Genomic DNA, 16,243 nt, shown 5'->3' with positions numbered 1-16,243 from the left:
CACCGGCATCACTCCCAGACCGAGGGCCGCAGGACGAGCGAGGCGTCGGCTCCGAGGAGCCGGCCCGCGCTCGGCGGAAGGCGGACGGAGGCCGTCGCGTCCCCGTCCAGCGCGAGCGGGCTGCCGCTGATCGGGTACCGGTCGGCGATCGCCACCGGCACCTGGGAGTTCCAGGCGGCCCAGAGCTGCAGCTCGCCCTTGGGGTCGTCGCTGTCGTGGCCGACGTCGACGATCAGGGTGTCGTCCCAGTCGGCCGTCTCGGCGAGGTGGTCGCGCCAGAACAGCAGCCCGTGCTCCTCCGCCAGCCGGGAGACCCGCAGGTGCAGTGCGTAGCGGGACGGCAGCGACACGGGGGCGTTCGCGCCGTCCGTGCCGTCCGTGCCGTCCGCGCCCTCCGCGGGCATGGTCAGCGGATCGAGGAGGAAGACCGTGGTGAGCGGGATCGGGGCGCCGTCCGGGCCCGGGTCCAGCGCGACGGGGCAGTAGTGCGCCGCCACCTGCTGGTGCAGGACGACGGGCAGGCCGCGGACCGACAGCTGGACTTCGGCCTGCCAGAACGAGGTGCGGCCGTCCGCGTCGGACGGGCCGGGATCCAGGCCGGCGAGTTCGATCGCCACCCGCTTGCGGCCGAACAGGAACCGGCGCAGGTTCTGGTACCCCTCCTCCGAGTTGACCAGACCGTAGCGGCCCGAGTGCGAGCGGTGCACGTACGCGCGGTGCGCGCCCTCGACGGAGGCGTTGCCGATCGCGACCAGGCCGTCGCTCTGAGGCCCCACCACCTTCTGCGCCAGGCCGTAGTCGCCGGCGTCGGTGCCGACCACGCAGAAGATCCGGTCGGAGTCGAAGGCCTCGGGCGGGACCCGGTTCGCCGGCCAGCCGGCCGGCGCCTCGGTGCCGTACGGGACGCCGGGCACCAGGTAGCCGTACATCATCTCGGGCGAGAAGATGTCGGAGCCGACCGGGCCGAGGTCCTCCATGAACTCGTCGAGCAGGCCACCGCCGACCGCGAAGGTGATCCCGCCGTGCGGAGTGCCGTAGGTGAACAGCCGGTCGACCAGGTCCTTGCCGGGGATGTCGGGCCGGAAGTCGTCGGTGCTGTCGTACGACCACTTCTGCAGCATGCTGCGGCAGATCAGGCCACCCATCGAGTGGGCGATCAGGACGACCTTGTCCGCGCCGGTCTTCTCCCGGACCAGCCGGACGAGTCCGTACAGGTCCCTGGCCGCCGCCTCGATGTCGAAGTCGGCCGCCTTGCTGCCGAAGGTGTCGGCGGAGGCGTCGTAGAAGCGATGGATCCAGACGGTCGCCGGGTCCACCGACCCGGCCTCGCGGGAGCGCAGGTAGGCCTTCGGGTCACCGGTCACCAGCGGGTGGTAGCCGTCCTCGGCGAAGAGCCGCAGCAGCGGGCTCTCGAACTGGTAGTACTGGGCGGTGCCGTCGCCGCCGACCCGGATGTGGGTCGAGCCGTCGTTGAAGCCGTAGAAGGGGTCGTCGACCTGCTTGTCGATGCCGCTGGTGCCGCCGGCGAAGCCGCGCACGTAGATCAGCGGGAGGCGGGCGGCGTCCCCGGTCACGTCGTGGGGCACGGCGGCCTGCCGTACCGGGGGCGGCAGCGGGACCGAGGGGGTCGCGGGGGATTCGTCGTGTGCGTGGTGATGGAAGATCGACACCATGGCGTGATCCTCGGGTTCCGCAGAGTGGTGATGACTGCCCGCCGCCCACCGGCGACCGCCTGCGATCGGCGGGCCGGAGCCACACACCCTCGTCGGATGCCGGGACGCGCCGGGGCGCGTGACCTGTCTTCAGATTACGCCCCTCCAGGCCGTCCGGACCGGGCCGCTTCCGGCCGGTTCTGACGACCCGGTGCGCACGACCCGCTCCAGACGACCCGCTCCGGACGGCCCGGTGCGAACGACTCGGCGCGAACGACTCGGCGCGAACGGCCCGGCGCGCGGGTCCGTCCGGTCAGGCCGCCGCGACGCCGCCGAGTTCGAACCACATCCGCTTGCCGGAGCCGCGCGGCTCCACGCCCCAGGCGTCGGCCAGCGCCTCGACCAGCATCAGGCCGCGCCCGGAGGAGGCCTGTTCGCCCGGCGTGCGGCGGGTCGGCCACAGGTCGGACTCGTCCTCCACCTCGACCCGCAGCCGGGCCCGGCCGCCGTCCGCGGCCGGCTCCCGGTAGAGGCGGGCGGTGAACATGGCGTCACGGTCCGTGTGCCGGATGGCGTTGGTGACCAGCTCGGAGGAGAGCAGTTCGGCGGTGTCGATGAACTCGGCGACGCCCCACCGGCGCAGCGCGTCGCGCAGCTCGGCCCGGACCTCGGAGATCCGCGCCAGGTCGGCCTGGCCGATCCGGCGGCGCAGCTGCTGGGCGGCGAGCCCGCCTGACGGGCCGTCCCAGCGCAGGAGCAGCAGCGCTATGTCGTCCTCGCGCTCGCTGGAGTCGGCGGCCTGGGAGGCGATCCGGTCGGCCAGCTCCTCCAGCGGGTCGCGGGCGGCCTCGTCGGCGGCGGGCAGCGGGCCGGCGAGGGCGCGGGTGAGCCGGGCGATGCCCTGGTCGAGGTCCATGCCGCGCGACTCGACCAGGCCGTCGGTGCACAGCAGCACGGTCTCGCCCGGGTCCAGGCTGAACCGGGTGACCCGGTACTCCTGGTCCGGGTCGATGCCCAGCGGCAGCCCGCCGGCCACCGGCACCACGGTGACGCTGCCGTCCGCGCGGCGCACCACCGGGTCGAGGTGGCCGGCCCGCACCGCGTAGACCACGCCGTAGTCGACGTTGACCTCCGCGTAGGTGCAGGTGGCGAAGTGGTCGGTGTCCAGGTCCGCGAGGAAGCGGGAGGCACGGGCCATCACCGCGGCGGGCGGGTGGCCCTCGGCGGCGTAGGCGCGCAGCGCGATCCGCAGCTGGCCCATGATCCCGGCGGCGTGCACGTCGTGGCCCTGCACGTCGCCGATCACCAGGCCGACGTGCCCGCCGGGCAGCGGCACCACGTCGTACCAGTCGCCGCCGATCTGCAGACCGGAGCCGGCCGCCAGGTAGCGCACCGCGGTGGTCACGCCCGGCACGGCCGGGACGGTGCGCGGCAGCATCACCCGCTGCAGGCCGGCCGCCAGCTCGTGCTCGGCGTCGTGCAGCCGGGCCCGGGCCAGCGACTGGGCGACCAGCCCGCCCAGGGTGGTCAGCAGGGTGCGCTCGTCCGCGTCCAGCTCGCGCTCGTCGTCGAAGCTGACCACGCAGACGCCGATCGCCCGGCCGCTGGCCACCAGCGGCAGGTACGCCCAGGAGCCGCGGCCGTTGCGGCTGGTGGGCTCCCACACGTCCGGGTAGCCGTCGCGGAACTCCTCGCGGGAGGAGACGAACACCGGCGCACGGTGGCGCAGCGCCTCGGCGGCCGGGTGGCCGGCCGGCAGCAGGGTGCGGTCCCAGACGGCGAGCGACTCGGTCAGGTAGCCGGAGGCGCCGAGGATCTGCGCCCGCCCGGCCTCGAAGGAGGCGAGCACCAGGCCGTCCGGGGGCAGGCCGGGCAGCGGCAGTTCGGTGAACACCCGGGCGACGTCCCGGACGGTGACGGCCTCGGACAGCGCGCGGGCCGCCTCCTTGATGAACCGGGAGCGCTCCTCGCGCAGCAGGGCGAGCCGGTCCGCGCGGTCGCGCTTGTGCAGTTCGACGGTGGCGTCCCAGACGAAGCCGACCATCCGGGAGGCGCGGCCGAAGGCGTCGGCGAGCACCCGGCCGCGGAACCGCACCGCGCGCATGCTCCCGTTCGGCCCGACGGTGCGGTAGTAGGCGCCGCACTGGCCCAGTTCGGCGACCGCCCGCTCGACCCGGCGGCGTACCACGGGCGCGTCCTCGGGGTGCAGCAGGGCGAGGAAGGAGGCGGCGGTGCGGTCGAAGCGGCCCTGGTCCATCGCGTCCAGGCCGATGATCGCGCAGGCCCGCAGGTCGCCCTCCAGGACGTCGCGGCGGATGTCCCAGTCGAAGGAGCCGATGCCGTTGGCGGCCATCGCGGGCTCCAGCCAGTCCGGCATGGTGTCGGCGGAGGCGGGCGGCAGGCCGCCGGAGAGCACCGGGGCGAGCCGGGCGGCGGCGAGCGTCGGGGGCACCCGGGAGCCGCGGCGGGAGGCCTGCGCCGGCGGGCGGGCCCGGCCGGGCGCCGGCGGGCGGCCGTCCGGCTGCGGCTGGACCGCGGGGACGGGCTGGACGGCCGGGAGGGGCCGGGCGGCTCGCCCGTGGGGCTGCGGTTCGGCGGCGGACGTGCCGGCAGGAAGCGCCGGCCCCGGCGACTCGGGCTCAGTGGGCATGCTGCTCCTGCCGCTGCCGCGGCGGACCGAGCCGATCGTCCGGACGGGCCGCGTGGCGATGTGATGGATCGTGCTGGATCGGGCGGTGTCGACGAGCGCTGGTCAGTCGAGGTTCGGTCTCCCCGCTGCTTCCCGCACGTGGACACACGGTTCCACCATCCTGGCCAATGTTGCGCCGAGCGGCAATGCCATCGGGCCGGAAATCTTCCGTTCCGCCTTCTGTTCAGGGCTTGCTTCGACGGCGAATCAATCGACGGCGAACCATCGTACGGGACGCGGCGTCCCGGCGCGCGACGGCCGGTCGCGGGCCGGTCGCGGGCCGGTCCGCGGCGGGCCCGGGCGGGCTCGGGGCAGGGCAGGACAGGGCCGGGCTCAAGGCAGGGCGAGCTCGAACCAGGTCACCTTTCCGTCGCCGCGCAGCTGTACGCCCCAGGAGTCGGCGAGCGCCTCCACCAGCAGCAGCCCGCGCCCCGAGGTCGCGGTCTCGGCGGCCGGCTCGCGGCGGCGCCCGGGCAGCCGGCTGGTGCCGTCCTGCACCTCGATCCGCAGCCGCTGGTCCGATCCGAGGACGGCGTCGAAGACGGCCCCCTTGCCGGTGTGCAGCAGCGCGTTGGTGACCAGTTCGGAGGAGAGCAGCTCGGCGGTGTCGGACAGCTCCGGCACCCCCCAGTGGTTCAGCGCCGAGCGCAGCCGCCGCCGGACCGAACCGACCGCGGGCAGGTCCGCCGGGTCCACCGTCAGGTGCAGCCGGCGGTGCAGCGCACAACCTGGGGCGGGCACCGCCGGCAGGGCCGTCCCGGTGCTGCCGACCGGCCCCTGGACCGGGCCCGAGCGGTAGGCGTCACCCGAACCCGTCCGCTGCCGCGGGAATCGCGACTGACCGTCCATCACCAATGCCCCCGCCTTCAAATTCCGGGCCCCCGCGTCCGGAATCCCCCGCCGGCCGGGTGGCCCCCTCGATCTGGCCACCCATCGTCATGCCCAGTTGACGGCGTTTGCAACAGTGTGCGTCCGATCACCTGGGGTGAAAGGGGCACGGGACGGTTCACGTGATCCAACCGCCCGCGCCGGACAGGTTTGCGAAGCGCAGAGGCAGTTTTCGAGCCCGCTCCCGCTCGATCCCGCGCACGCCCGGCGCCCGCACCGACCGTGCTCCCCGCCACGCGCCCCCGCACCCGCCACCGCCGTGCGCCGCCCCCGCCACCGCCACCGCCACCGTCGCCCCCGCCCCTGTCGCCCTCACCTCCGCCACCCTCACCCCCGCCGCCCGCCCGGCGGGCCGAAGCCGCCCGGAGCGGCAACGCTGGACAGGGCGCCCCGAGCCGGGTTCAATGACCCGGGATGTTTGAACGGCGTTCTAACATCACCCTCGGAAGCCCCCGCGACCCCGGGCCCCGGGCCCGGCCGACCACCTCCCCGGCGACGCGAGCGAGGAACCGTGCGACTGACCCCCACCGAGCGGGACCGGCTGCTGATCTTCACGGCAGCCGAACTGGCCCGCGCCCGCCGCGCCCGCGGCGTCCGCCTCAACATCCCCGAGGCGACGGCCCTGATCGCGGACACCGTCTGCGAGGCCGCCCGCGACGGCCGACGCCTGGCCGAGGCCATCGAGGCCGGCCGCTCCGTGCTCACCGCCGACGACGTGCTGCCCGGCGTGCCCGACGTGGTCACGGTCGTCCAAGTCGAGGCCGTCTTCGACGACGGCACCCGCCTCGCCGTCGTCAACGACCCCTTCCGTGGTGCCGGCTCGCTCGGCGACGGCGCCCCCGGCGGCGCGCTGCCCGGCGACGGCGCCGGCTACGACCCGGTCGAGGAGACCCTGGTGCTCCCCGTCCACAACACCTCCGGGGTGCCGATCTCCGTCACCTCGCACTTCCACTTCTTCGAGGCCAACCCGCGCCTGGCCTTCGACCGCGCCGCCGCCTACGGCACCCACCTCGCCGTCCCGGCCGGTTCCTCGGTGCGCTTCGACCCCGGCGCCACCGTCGAGGTCGGCCTGGTGCCGATCGGCGGCGCACGCGTCGCGACCGGCTTCGCCGGGCTCGTCGACGGGCCGCTGGACGCGCCCGGCGCGAAGGAGGCCGCCCTCGCGAAGGCCCGCGCGACCGGCTACCTGACCGGCTTCGACGACGCCGAGGTGCCGTCATGAGCGCGATCTCCGCCCACGACTACATCTCCGTGCACGGCCCGCGCGCCGGCGACCGGATCCGGCTCGGCGACTCCGGCCTGATCGTGCGCGTCGAATCCGACTCCCAGGCCCCCGGGGACGAGTTCCTGGCCGGCTTCGGCAAGACCGCCCGCGACGGCCTGCACCTCAAGCCCGCCGCCGTCCGCGACACCTGCGACGTGGTGATCAGCAACGTGCTGGTCATCGACGCCGTCCAGGGCATCCGCAAGACGTCCATCGGCCTGGTCGGCGGCCGGATCGCCTCGATCGGCCGGGCCGGCAACCCCGACACCCTGGACGGCGTGGACGTGGTCGTCGGCACCGGCACCACGATCGTCTCCGGCGAGGGCCTGATCGCCACCGCCGGCGCCATCGACACCCACGTCCACCTGCTGTCCCCCCGGATCATGGAGGCCTCGCTCGCCTCCGGCGTCACCACCGTCATCGGCCAGGAGTTCGGCCCGGCCTGGGGCGTCGGCGTCAACTCGCCCTGGGCACTGCGGCACGCCTTCAACGCCTTCGACGCCTGGCCCGTCAACATCGGCTTCCTCGGCCGCGGTTCGTCCTCCGACGAGGCCCCGCTGGTCGAGGCGCTGGCCGAAGGCGGCGCCTGCGGGTTCAAGGTGCACGAGGACATGGGCGCGCACACCAGGGCGCTGGACACCGCGCTGCGCGTCGCCGACCAGTACGACGTCCAAGTCGCCCTGCACACGGACGGGTTGAACGAGTGCCTGTCCGTCGAGGACACACTCCGGGTACTGGACGGGCGGACCGTCCACGCCTTCCACATCGAGGGCTGCGGCGGCGGCCACGTCCCCGACGTGCTCAAGCTGGCGGGCGTGCCAAACGTCATCGGCTCCTCCACCAACCCCACCCTGCCGTTCGGCCGGGACGCGCTGGGCGAGCACTTCGACATGATCGTCTCCGCGCACGACCTCAAGACCGACCTGCCCGGCGACGCCGCGATGGCCCGCGACCGCATCCGGGCCGGCACCATGGGCGCCGAGGACGTCCTGCACGACCTCGGCGTCATCGGCATCACCTCCTCCGACGCCCAGGGCATGGGCCGCGCCGGCGAGACCGTCCGCCGCACCTTCGCCATGGCCGGCAAGATGAAGGCCGAACTCGGCCCGCTCGACGGCACCGGCTCCTACGGGACCACCGAGAGCGGCGACGACAACGAACGGGTGCTGCGCTACATCGCCAAACTCACCGTCAACCCCGCCATCGCGCACGGCCTTTCGCACGAGGTCGGCTCCATCGAGGTCGGCAAGCTCGCCGACATCGTGCTGTGGCGACCCGACCACTTCGGCGCCAAGCCGCAGCTCGTCCTCAAGGCCGGCTTCCCGGCCTACGGCGTCACCGGCGACCCCAACGCCTCCACCGACCGCTGCGAACCCCTCGTCCTCGGGCCGCAGTTCGGCGCCCACGGCGCGACCGCCGCCGACCTCTCGGTCGCCTTCGTCGCCCAAGCCGCCGCGGACGGCGCCCACCTCGACCGCCCCGCCGACGGCCTGCCCACCCGCCGCCGCCGGGTCGGCGTCCGCGGCACCCGCGGCATCGGGCCGCGCGACCTGGTCCGCAACGCCCGCACCGGCCGCGTCGACGTCACCGAGACCGGACTGGTCTCCCTCGACGGCTCGCCACTGCGCTCCGAACCCGCCGACAGCGTCCCACTCAGCCGCCTCTACTTCCTCTGACCCCCCTTCCCGTGTGAGGACTTCACGATGACCACCCCCACGCCCGCCGCCCTCGGCTACCGGATGCCCGCCGAGTGGCACCCACACGAGCGCACCTGGATGGCCTTCCCCACCCCCAACCCCACCTTCGAGAGCCCCGAGCAGCTGCACGCCGCCCGCCAGGCCTGGGCCGCCGTCGCCGACACCATCGTCCGGTACGAACCGGTCACCCTGGTCGTCAACACCGGCGAGACCGCCGAGGCCCGCAAGTACGTCTCCGAGCAGGTCGAGATCGTCGAACGGCCGCTCGACGACGCCTGGATGCGCGACATCGGCCCGTCCTTCCTGATCGACGGCAAGGGCTCCGTCGCCGCCGCCGACTGGATCTTCAACGGCTGGGGCGCCCAGTCCTGGGCCCGCTGGGACCACGACCAGCACATCGCCGAACACATCGGCGAACTGACCGGCGTGCGCCGCTTCGCCTCCCGGCTGATCAACGAGGGCGGCGGCATCCACGTCGACGGCGAGGGCACGGTGCTCGTCACCGAGACCGTCCAGCTCGGCGAGGGCCGCAACGCCGACTGGACCAAGGAGGAGGTCGAGGCCGAACTGCACGCCTTCCTCGGCACCACCAAGGCGATCTGGCTGCCGCGCGGACTCACCCGCGACTACGACGAGTTCGGCACCCGCGGCCACATCGACATCGTCGCCTCCTTCGTGCGCCCCGGCACCGTCGTCGCCCACGTCCAGCCCGACCCGGCCCACCCCGACCACACCGTCTGCCAGGAGCTCGTCGCCGTCCTGCGCGCCTCCACCGACGCGCAGGGCCGACAGCTGGAGGTCATCGAACTGCCCGCCCCCACCGTCCTGCTGGACGAGGACGGCGAGCCCATCGACTACTCCTACATCAACCACTACGTCGCCAACGGCGCCGTCGTGCTGTGCGCCTTCGACGACCCGCGCGACCAGGAGGCCGCCGACCTCCTCGCCGCGGCCTACCCCGGCCGCACCGTCGAACTCGTCGACGCCCGCGAGATCTTCGCCAACGGCGGCGGCATCCACTGCATCACCCAGCAGCAGCCCAAGGCGCTCTGATCCGACCACCGCCCCGGGCGGGAGCCGCGCGCTCCCGCCCGGGTAGCCTGCCAGGGCCCAGGGCCCGCCACGGTCGCCGACCCGGAAACGACCGGCAGGACCGGCACGACACGGCCCGGGCGCCACACCACCGAGGGAGAGCACGAGAGATGGCGGACCCCCGCCCGCGCCGGCCGGCGCGCCCCCGCGAGGAGGTCCTCGCCGCCGCCCGCGCCGCGATCGCCGAACACGGGCTCGCCAAACTCACCATGGCCGGGCTCGGCAAACAGCTCCAGATGAGCGCCGGCCACCTGCTCTACTACTTCGGCAGCAAGGACCAGCTGCTGCTGGAGACCCTGCGCTGGAGCGAGGACCAGCTCGGCACCCGCCGCCGCGCCGCCCTCGCCGACCGCACCCGCGACGCCTGGTCCCGGCTCGACGACTACCTGCGCCTCTACCTGCCCGAAGGGCCCGGCGACCCGCGCTGGATCCTCTGGGTCGAGGTGTGGGGCCGCTCCCCCGCGAGCGCCGAGATCCGGCAGGGGCAGCAGGACATCGAGGCCCCCTGGCAGGCCGACCTGGTCGCCCTCATCGACGAGGGCACCGCCGCCGGGCACTTCGCCCCTGGGCCGGCCGCCGACCGGGCCGTCCAGCTGCGCGCCCTGTTCGACGGCCTCGCCGTCCCCGTCGCCATCGGCCTGCCCGACGCCCACCGGGCCGCCGCCCTCGCCCAGGCCACCTCCGCCGCGACGGCGCTGCTGCGGGCCTGACCGCCGGGGCCCGGGCCCCGGCCGGCCGTCACTCCGTCCAGACGGCGGCCGCCGTGCGGTCGTCCGCGTAGCCCTTCGCGCGGACCTGGACCTGACGCAGGAAGTCCACCGTGCCCGGAGGGTGCGGGTGCGCCCAGTGCGAGGACAGGAAGTGGGCCACGGCCGGCTCGTCGGCGATCGGACGGGCCAGGCCCGGGGTGCAGAGCAGCAGGATGTCACCGGGCGTCGCGGGCACCAGCCGGAACCGGAACGGGCGCGGCTCCGGGACGGGAGCCTCCGGCACCGGCGGCTGGCCGTCCGGGTGGTGGAGCAGCCGGGCCGCGTACGCGTCGATCCAGTGACCGGAGCGCAGCAGGTACAGCCCGCCCGGGCCGACCCCGAAAGCGGCCCGGTAGCCGGCCTCCGGATCCAGCGACACCATCAGGCAGTGCAGCGAGGCCGGGGACGCGGCACCCTCCTCCTCCGGTTCGGGCGCCAGCGCGCGCAGCGGGGCGACCGCGCCGGTCGCCAGGCGCTGGAGGCCGTAGCGCAGCCGGTCCCGGGCACCGTCGCGCAGGTCGGCGGCGAGCCCCGCCCGGCTGCGGCCGATCGCGGCGGCGAGCTGGCGGCAGGCCTCGCCGGTGGCCGCGGCCACGGCCTCCGGGGCGAGCGGCCGCTCGTCGGCGGCGCCCGTGCGGCCGAGGCTGCCGAGGACGGCGAGCAGCAGGCCGTCCGGGCCGTCGCCGAACCTGGTGACCAGCAGGGTGTCGCGGCGCGGCTCGCCCCGGAAGCGGGCGGAGTCACCCCGGACGGAGACGGCGCGCAGCACGGTCGGGCCGTACTGGGCGCCCTCCAGCGCGGTGTCCGGGGCGAGCGGGCCGAGCGTGTCCGGGTCGGCCTCCGGGACGGCGGTCGGCTCGGGCCCGTACGTCGGGGGGCGCTCGCCGACGTGCGGGACGGCGGGCGCCTCGGTCGGGAGCGGGGAGCGGGCGAGGGCCTGGCGCGGGTCGGGGGCGGTGGGGGCGGGGGGCGCGGTGGGCGCGGGGGGCACGGCGGGCGCGGGCTCGGGAGCTGCCTCGGCGGCCGGTTCGGGGGCGGGGGTCGGTTCGGGCTCGGGCTCGGGCTCAAGCTCGGCGACGGGCTCGGCGACGGGCTCGGCGACGGGCTCGGGGGTCGACTCGGCTTCGGGCTCCGGTGCCGCTGCGGCGGCGGGCTCGGGCTCCGGTTCGGGCTCCGGTTCGGGCGAGGGCTCCGGCTCGGCCTTGGCGAAGGAGGGCGCGGGGAACCGGTGGGTCTCCGCCGGGTCGCGCTGCTGCCCGATCACGCCGAGCGCGGTCTCGAACCAGTCGTCGATGCTGTCCCCCGGCGACACCGGCGGTGCCACCGCCTCGGGCTCCGGCTCCGGCCCGGATGTCGGCTCCGGTTCCGGCTCCGGTTCCGGTTCCGGCGTCGGCTCCGGCTCCGGCTGCGCCACCGCCGCCGGTTCCCCCGTGCGCTGCCGCCCGATGAGCCCGACCGCCGTGTCGAACCAGTCGTCGACGCTGCCGTCGCCCGCGTCGGCGCCGGGGGTGTCGGGGAGGGTGCCCGCCGGGCCTTCGTAGACCGCGTCCCACCAGCTGTCGTCCGGCCGGGGCGGCTGTGCGGGGGCACCCTGCTTGCTCATCTGGCGGCTCCTGGTCGTCCGTGATCACGCCGCCCCCGGCAAAGGGGCCGGGCTCGACGTCATTGTCTCCAAGCGCAACGACCGTGTCCGGGTTTCGGCGACAACCGGTCACCGAGTGGGAGCATCCCGGCCATCGCCCCGACCAGCCGGTTCTCCGCCCGTTCACCGGTGGCTCCACGGGCCCGTCCGGCCCGTTCCGTCCGCGTTTGCCGGATGTACCCGGAGCAGGCCGTTTCCTGGCCGTTACGGCCTCGGGGCAGCGGAAATCAAGGGCCCAGGAGGGGCATCCTTTCACCCGTTCGGCTGATTAAATGTCCGCATGACCGCGTCGGCCCCCAGCTCGCCCCGACCGGGGTGGGCCGCACCGGCGGGCCGTCCCGCAGGTGCGCTGTGGGTGCTGCTGCTGGTCGCCCTGCTGACCCTGCTGCCCTGCGCGGGCCAGGCGCGGGCCCTGGGCGCCCCCGCCGTCGCGCCGCCACCGGTCTCCGCCGTCACCGTCGTGACGGTCACCGAGCACGGCGCACACCCGACCCGGCCCGGCACCGGTGACGCGGCCGCCGCCGAGCGGCAGCAGTACGCCGAGGGCCAGGCGCACTGGATCCTGTGCACCGCCGACGGCGAGCCGCCGCAGCACAACGGCTGCTCCAGCCACCCGTACTGCACGCAGGACGCCCAGCTGCCGAACCCGCCGCCGCAGCCGCAGCCCGCCGTCTCCACCGCGCCGGTCCTGCCGAAGACCCCGCCGCGCCTGGTGCCGGCCGGGCTGCGGGACGGCCCGCGCTCCGCACCCGATCTGCACGTCCTCCAAGTGCAGCGCTCCTGACCGGAACCCAACCCGCCGGCGCCCGCCGGCGGACTCGCTCGCCTTGCCCCCACCTCAGCAGACCCGCCGCGCCCCGGTGCCCGGCGGAGACAAGGACGACCACTCATGGGTTCCGCCTCGAAGCAGTCCAACAAGTCCGGCGGCAAGCAGGTCGGCCTCGACCGCCGCGCCCGGATCGCCGAGCTGCGCGCCGTCGAGCAGCGCCGCGAACGCCGCAACAAGATCATCGCCTCGGTGGCGGCCGGTGTGCTGGTGGTCGGCGCGATCGCCACCGGCACCTGGATCGTGATGGACCAGAACCAGAAGAAGCACGACCGGGAGGTCGCCCAGCAGGCCGCCGCCAACACGGACATCCCCGGTGTGAAGACCTTCGGCGACCTGAGCCGCAACCACGTCAAGGAGAAGGTCAACTACCCGATGACCCCGCCGGTCGGCGGCGACCACAACGCCGTCTGGCTGGACTGCATGGGCCACGTCTACGACCAGCCGGTCGAGAACGAGCGCGCCGTCCACTCGCTGGAGCACGGCGCGGTCTGGGTCACCTACAACGGCAAGGCCAGCCAGGACGACATCAAGACCCTCTCCGACAAGGTCAAGGCCACCCCGTACTCGCTGATGAGCCCCTACCCGGACGAGCAGGGCACCATCACCCTGAACGCCTGGAGCACCCAGCTGATCGTGGACAGCGCCAGCGACCCCCGGGTGAACGAGTTCTTCACCAAGTACGTCCAGGGCAAGCAGACCCAGGAGCCCGGCGCCTCCTGCTCGATGGGGCAGATGTGACCGCCGCCGACCGCTCCCCCGAGGCCTCCGAGGACGCCCGCGCGGAACTCGGCGAGGACCCCGGCCCCGGCGCGGGGCGGCCGCGCCGGCGGCTGTGGTGGCCGGCCGCGCTGGCCGCGGCCGTGGCACTCGCCCTCGGCGTGCCCGCCCTGGTGGCCAGCGGCACCTCCGCCTCCGGCTCGCCCTCGCTGTCCGTCCCCGCCGACGACTCGCCCGAGGCCGGGTTCGCCCGCGACATGGCGACCCACCACCAGCAGGCCGTGGACCTGTCGTTCATCGTCCGGGACCGCACCACCGACGAGCCGACCCGCACCCTCGCCTTCGACATCATCAACACCCAGGCCAACCAGCGCGGGATGATGATGGGCTGGCTCGACCAGTGGGGGCTGTCGCAGCACACGCCCGCCAAGCCGATGGCGTGGATGAGGATGGACCACGACTACCCGCCCCACGACGGCTCGCTGATGCCCGGCATGGCCACCAACACCCAGCTGGCGAAGCTGCGTTCGCTCAGCGGGCGGGACGCCGAGGTGTTCTACCTGCAGCTGATGATCGAGCACCACAAGGGCGGCGTCGCGATGGCCCAGGGCTACGTGGACATGGCGAAGAACGACTCCGAGAAGCGGCTCGCCCAGTCGATGGTGACCGCCCAGACCTCGGAGATGGAGCTGATGACCGACATGCTCAAGGAGCGCGGCGCCGCACCCGGCGTCCCCGCCTCCTGACACCCGACGCTCCCCGGGCGGCCGGGGCGCCGCGACGGTCCCGCACCGTCCGCACGGCGCCCCGGCCGTTCGCCGTCCCACACCCCGGAAGGCCCCGCATGACCCCCGACGCCCCCTGGCTGATCGCCGGCCTCGGCAACCCCGGCCGCTGGTTCCGGCTGACCCGGCACAACGCCGGCTTCCTGGCCGTCGACCGCCTCGCCGAACGACACGGCGCGCGCTTCCGCCGGCGCGGACTCGCCACCCTGGTCGCGGAGATCGAGGTCGACGGCCACGAGGTGCTGCTGGCCAAGCCGCTGTGGACCATCAACCTGTCCGGCCGGCCGGTGGCCGCTCTGCTGCGCCGCTACGGCGTGCCGGTCGAGCACCTGGTGGTCGTCCAGGACGACCTGGACTTCGCCTACGGCGCCGCCAAGTTGAAGCGCGGCGGCGGGCCGGGCGGGCACAACGGGGCCCGCTCGGTGGGCGACGTGCTCGGTACCCGGGACTTCGTCCGGCTGCGCTTCGGCATCGGGCGCCCGCCGAAGGGGCAGAGCGTCGGCGACTACGTGCTGAAGAAGTTCACGGAGGACGAACTCGCCGCCATGCCCGAGGTGTTGGACCGCTGCGCGGACGCCCTGGAGACGCTGGTGCGGCTCGGCCTGAACCGGGCCCAGGACACCCTGAACGTCACCGCCTGACCGTCACCGCCCCAACGGCACGGCCCGAACGGCACGGTACGGCCCGAACGACACGGTACGACCGTCGCGGTCCGGCTCCGGTCGCGACGTCACCGCCGGACCGCCGCCTGCCGGGCCAGCGGGACCGCCGCCACCGCGACCCCGGCGAGGACCAGCAGCACCGTCCGCCCACCGGACTCGGCGCCCGCCAGGTGGACGCCGAGGACGGGCAGCGCGGTGCCGAGCGCGGTGCCGAGGCTGCGCGCCATGTTCACCATGCCCCCGCCCACCGCCGAGCACGCCGCCGGGATCGCCCGCATCACCAGCGCGTTGTTGGCGGGCAGCAGCAGGCCCAGCCCGTAGCCGGCGAGCAGCAGCGGGGCCACCGCGGTCAGGCCCGGGCCGGAGAGCGGGAGCAGGGCGAACAGGAGCAGCCCGAGGCCGGCCAGCAGCGCCCCGGCCCGGCAGCGGGCCACCTCCGACCAGCCGCGCGGCAGCAGCGCGCCGCCGACCGTCGCGGCGACGGCGAAGGCCGCCGGCAGCACGGTGACCACCAGACCGGCCCGGGCCACCGGCGCACCCGCGCCGGTCAGCAGCACCGGGCCGATCACCAGCGGGCAGAACAGCAGCAGGTAGCCGATCAGCGCGACCGCCAGCCCGGAGCGCACCCCCGGGGTGTTGACCAGGCCTGGCGCCAGGATCGGCCGGGCCGCCCGCCGCTCCTGGCGCACCAGCGCGAACGCCAGCACGGCGGCGGTCGGCAGCAGGACGGCGACGGCCCACCCCGGCAGCGGCAGGCCGGAGGCGGCGGACAGGGCGAGCAGCAGCGCGGTGGTGGAGCCGGTGAGCAGCAGCATGCCCGGCAGGTCGAAGCGGGCCTCCCGGCGGCCGGGCGCCTGCGGCCCTGATGCCTGGGACCGGGGCGCGCGGGGCCCGGGCACGCGCGGCTTCGGGACGGCGGGCGCCCCGCAGTCCCGGGTGCGGGGCAGCAGGTACCAGCCGGCCAGGATCCCGAACACCGCGATCGGCACGTTCACCCAGAACACCCACTGCCAGGAGGCGTGCTCCACCAGCAGTCCGCCGAGGCTGGGCCCGAGCGCCAGCCCGAGGCCCTGGGCGGCGGCCTGGATGCCGAGCGCGCGGCGCATCGCGTGCTCGGGGACACCGCGCGCGACCAGGGCGACGCTGTTCGCCTGCATCATCGCGGCGCCGACCGCCTGGACGGCCCGGCAGGCCACCAGGACCCCCAGACCGCCGGCGAACCCGGCGCCCAGCGAGGACAGGCCGAAGACGGCGAAGCCGCCGATGTACATCGTCTTGCGGCCGACCAGGTCGGACAGCCAGCCGATCGGGGCCAGCAGGGCGACCAGGACGAGCAGGTAGGCGAGCGAGACCCATTCGACGGCGGCGAAGCCCGCGTCGAAGTGGCGGCCGAGGGCGGGGAAGACCAGCGCGACGACGCTGGCGTCGAGCTGGCCGAGGAAGGCGCCGAGGCAGACCGTGCCGACGGCCAGCCAGTGGGCGTGGCGCCAGCCGGCCACGCCGCGCGGCCGGGGCCGCTCGGCGAGCAGGCACGCGGCGAGGGCACTGGCGTCCATGCCCCGAATATATCGGATGCA

Annotated in this window: 13 protein-coding genes; 8 read left to right on the top strand and 5 right to left on the bottom strand. The window is 74.9% G+C overall.

The window, feature by feature from the left end; translation table 11 throughout:
- Positions 1-8: 8 nt before the first annotated feature.
- The 3 genes from ACPC54_RS02265 to ACPC54_RS02255 form a co-directional block, all read right to left on the bottom strand.
- Entirely contained in the window at positions 9-1,673 is a 1,665-nt protein-coding gene (locus ACPC54_RS02265) for an esterase/lipase family protein (protein WP_498960238.1), read from the bottom strand.
- Between the two features lie 292 nt (positions 1,674-1,965).
- A complete protein-coding gene (locus ACPC54_RS02260) occupies positions 1,966-4,302 on the bottom strand; it encodes an ATP-binding SpoIIE family protein phosphatase (RefSeq protein WP_498960236.1) in 2,337 nt (778 codons plus the stop codon).
- Between the two features lie 372 nt (positions 4,303-4,674).
- Complete coding sequence (locus tag ACPC54_RS02255) at positions 4,675-5,190, bottom strand: ATP-binding protein (RefSeq protein ID WP_498960234.1); 516 nt, start codon at positions 5,188-5,190, stop codon at positions 4,675-4,677.
- Positions 5,191-5,740: 550 nt separating this feature from the next.
- Here ACPC54_RS02255 and ACPC54_RS02250 point away from each other — a divergent pair.
- The 4 genes from ACPC54_RS02250 to ACPC54_RS02235 all read left to right on the top strand — a co-directional run bounded on the left by ACPC54_RS02250 (position 5,741) and on the right by ACPC54_RS02235 (position 9,992).
- A complete protein-coding gene (locus ACPC54_RS02250) occupies positions 5,741-6,451 on the top strand; it encodes an urease subunit gamma (protein WP_498960233.1) in 711 nt (236 codons plus the stop codon).
- Positions 6,448-8,169 carry an urease subunit alpha gene (locus tag ACPC54_RS02245; RefSeq protein ID WP_498960232.1) on the top strand — a complete coding sequence of 574 codons (1,722 nt, stop codon included), beginning with the start codon at positions 6,448-6,450 and terminating at the stop codon, positions 8,167-8,169. The genes ACPC54_RS02250 and ACPC54_RS02245 overlap by 4 nt, the downstream gene beginning before the upstream one ends.
- A gap of 27 nt (positions 8,170-8,196) precedes the next feature.
- Positions 8,197-9,243: an agmatine deiminase family protein gene (locus tag ACPC54_RS02240; RefSeq protein WP_498960231.1), complete on the top strand. Its 1,047-nt coding sequence runs from the start codon at positions 8,197-8,199 to the stop codon at positions 9,241-9,243.
- A 149-nt stretch (positions 9,244-9,392) separates the two neighbouring features.
- Complete coding sequence (locus ACPC54_RS02235; protein WP_498960230.1) at positions 9,393-9,992, top strand: TetR family transcriptional regulator C-terminal domain-containing protein; 600 nt, start codon at positions 9,393-9,395, stop codon at positions 9,990-9,992.
- 28 nt (positions 9,993-10,020) lie between these two features.
- Here the strand turns inward: ACPC54_RS02235 and ACPC54_RS02230 are convergent, their stop codons facing one another.
- Positions 10,021-11,634 (bottom strand): PP2C family serine/threonine-protein phosphatase, encoded by a 1,614-nt coding sequence (locus ACPC54_RS02230; RefSeq protein ID WP_498960229.1) that lies wholly within the window; start codon positions 11,632-11,634, stop codon positions 10,021-10,023.
- 319 nt (positions 11,635-11,953) lie between these two features.
- Here ACPC54_RS02230 and ACPC54_RS02225 point away from each other — a divergent pair, with 319 nt between their 5' ends.
- The 4 genes from ACPC54_RS02225 (at position 11,954) to pth (ending at position 14,645) form a co-directional block, all read left to right on the top strand.
- Positions 11,954-12,457 carry a hypothetical protein gene (locus ACPC54_RS02225; RefSeq protein WP_498960228.1) on the top strand — a complete coding sequence of 168 codons (504 nt, stop codon included), beginning with the start codon at positions 11,954-11,956 and terminating at the stop codon, positions 12,455-12,457.
- 105 nt (positions 12,458-12,562) lie between these two features.
- Positions 12,563-13,240 (top strand): thioredoxin-like domain-containing protein, encoded by a 678-nt coding sequence (locus ACPC54_RS02220; protein WP_498960227.1) that lies wholly within the window; start codon positions 12,563-12,565, stop codon positions 13,238-13,240.
- Positions 13,237-13,965, top strand: coding sequence for a DUF305 domain-containing protein (locus ACPC54_RS02215; protein ID WP_498960226.1), 729 nt, complete (start codon positions 13,237-13,239; stop codon positions 13,963-13,965). The genes ACPC54_RS02220 and ACPC54_RS02215 overlap by 4 nt, the downstream gene beginning before the upstream one ends.
- Before the next feature lie 98 nt (positions 13,966-14,063).
- Positions 14,064-14,645 (top strand): aminoacyl-tRNA hydrolase, encoded by a 582-nt coding sequence (pth, locus tag ACPC54_RS02210; protein ID WP_498960224.1) that lies wholly within the window; start codon positions 14,064-14,066, stop codon positions 14,643-14,645.
- 89 nt (positions 14,646-14,734) lie between these two features.
- On the opposite strand, the gene ACPC54_RS02205 is transcribed toward pth, so the two are convergent.
- The gene (locus ACPC54_RS02205) at positions 14,735-16,222 is read right to left on the bottom strand and encodes an MFS transporter (RefSeq protein WP_498960222.1); all 1,488 of its coding nucleotides are present in this window, start codon (positions 16,220-16,222) and stop codon (positions 14,735-14,737) included.
- Positions 16,223-16,243: the final 21 nt, after the last annotated feature.

This window comes from Kitasatospora sp. NPDC094028 (assembly GCF_049543595.1).
In the GTDB taxonomy this organism is placed as follows: domain Bacteria; phylum Actinomycetota; class Actinomycetes; order Streptomycetales; family Streptomycetaceae; genus Kitasatospora.
Note: the sequence above shows the minus strand (reverse complement) of the source record. Positions and strands in the feature narration are given on the sequence as shown.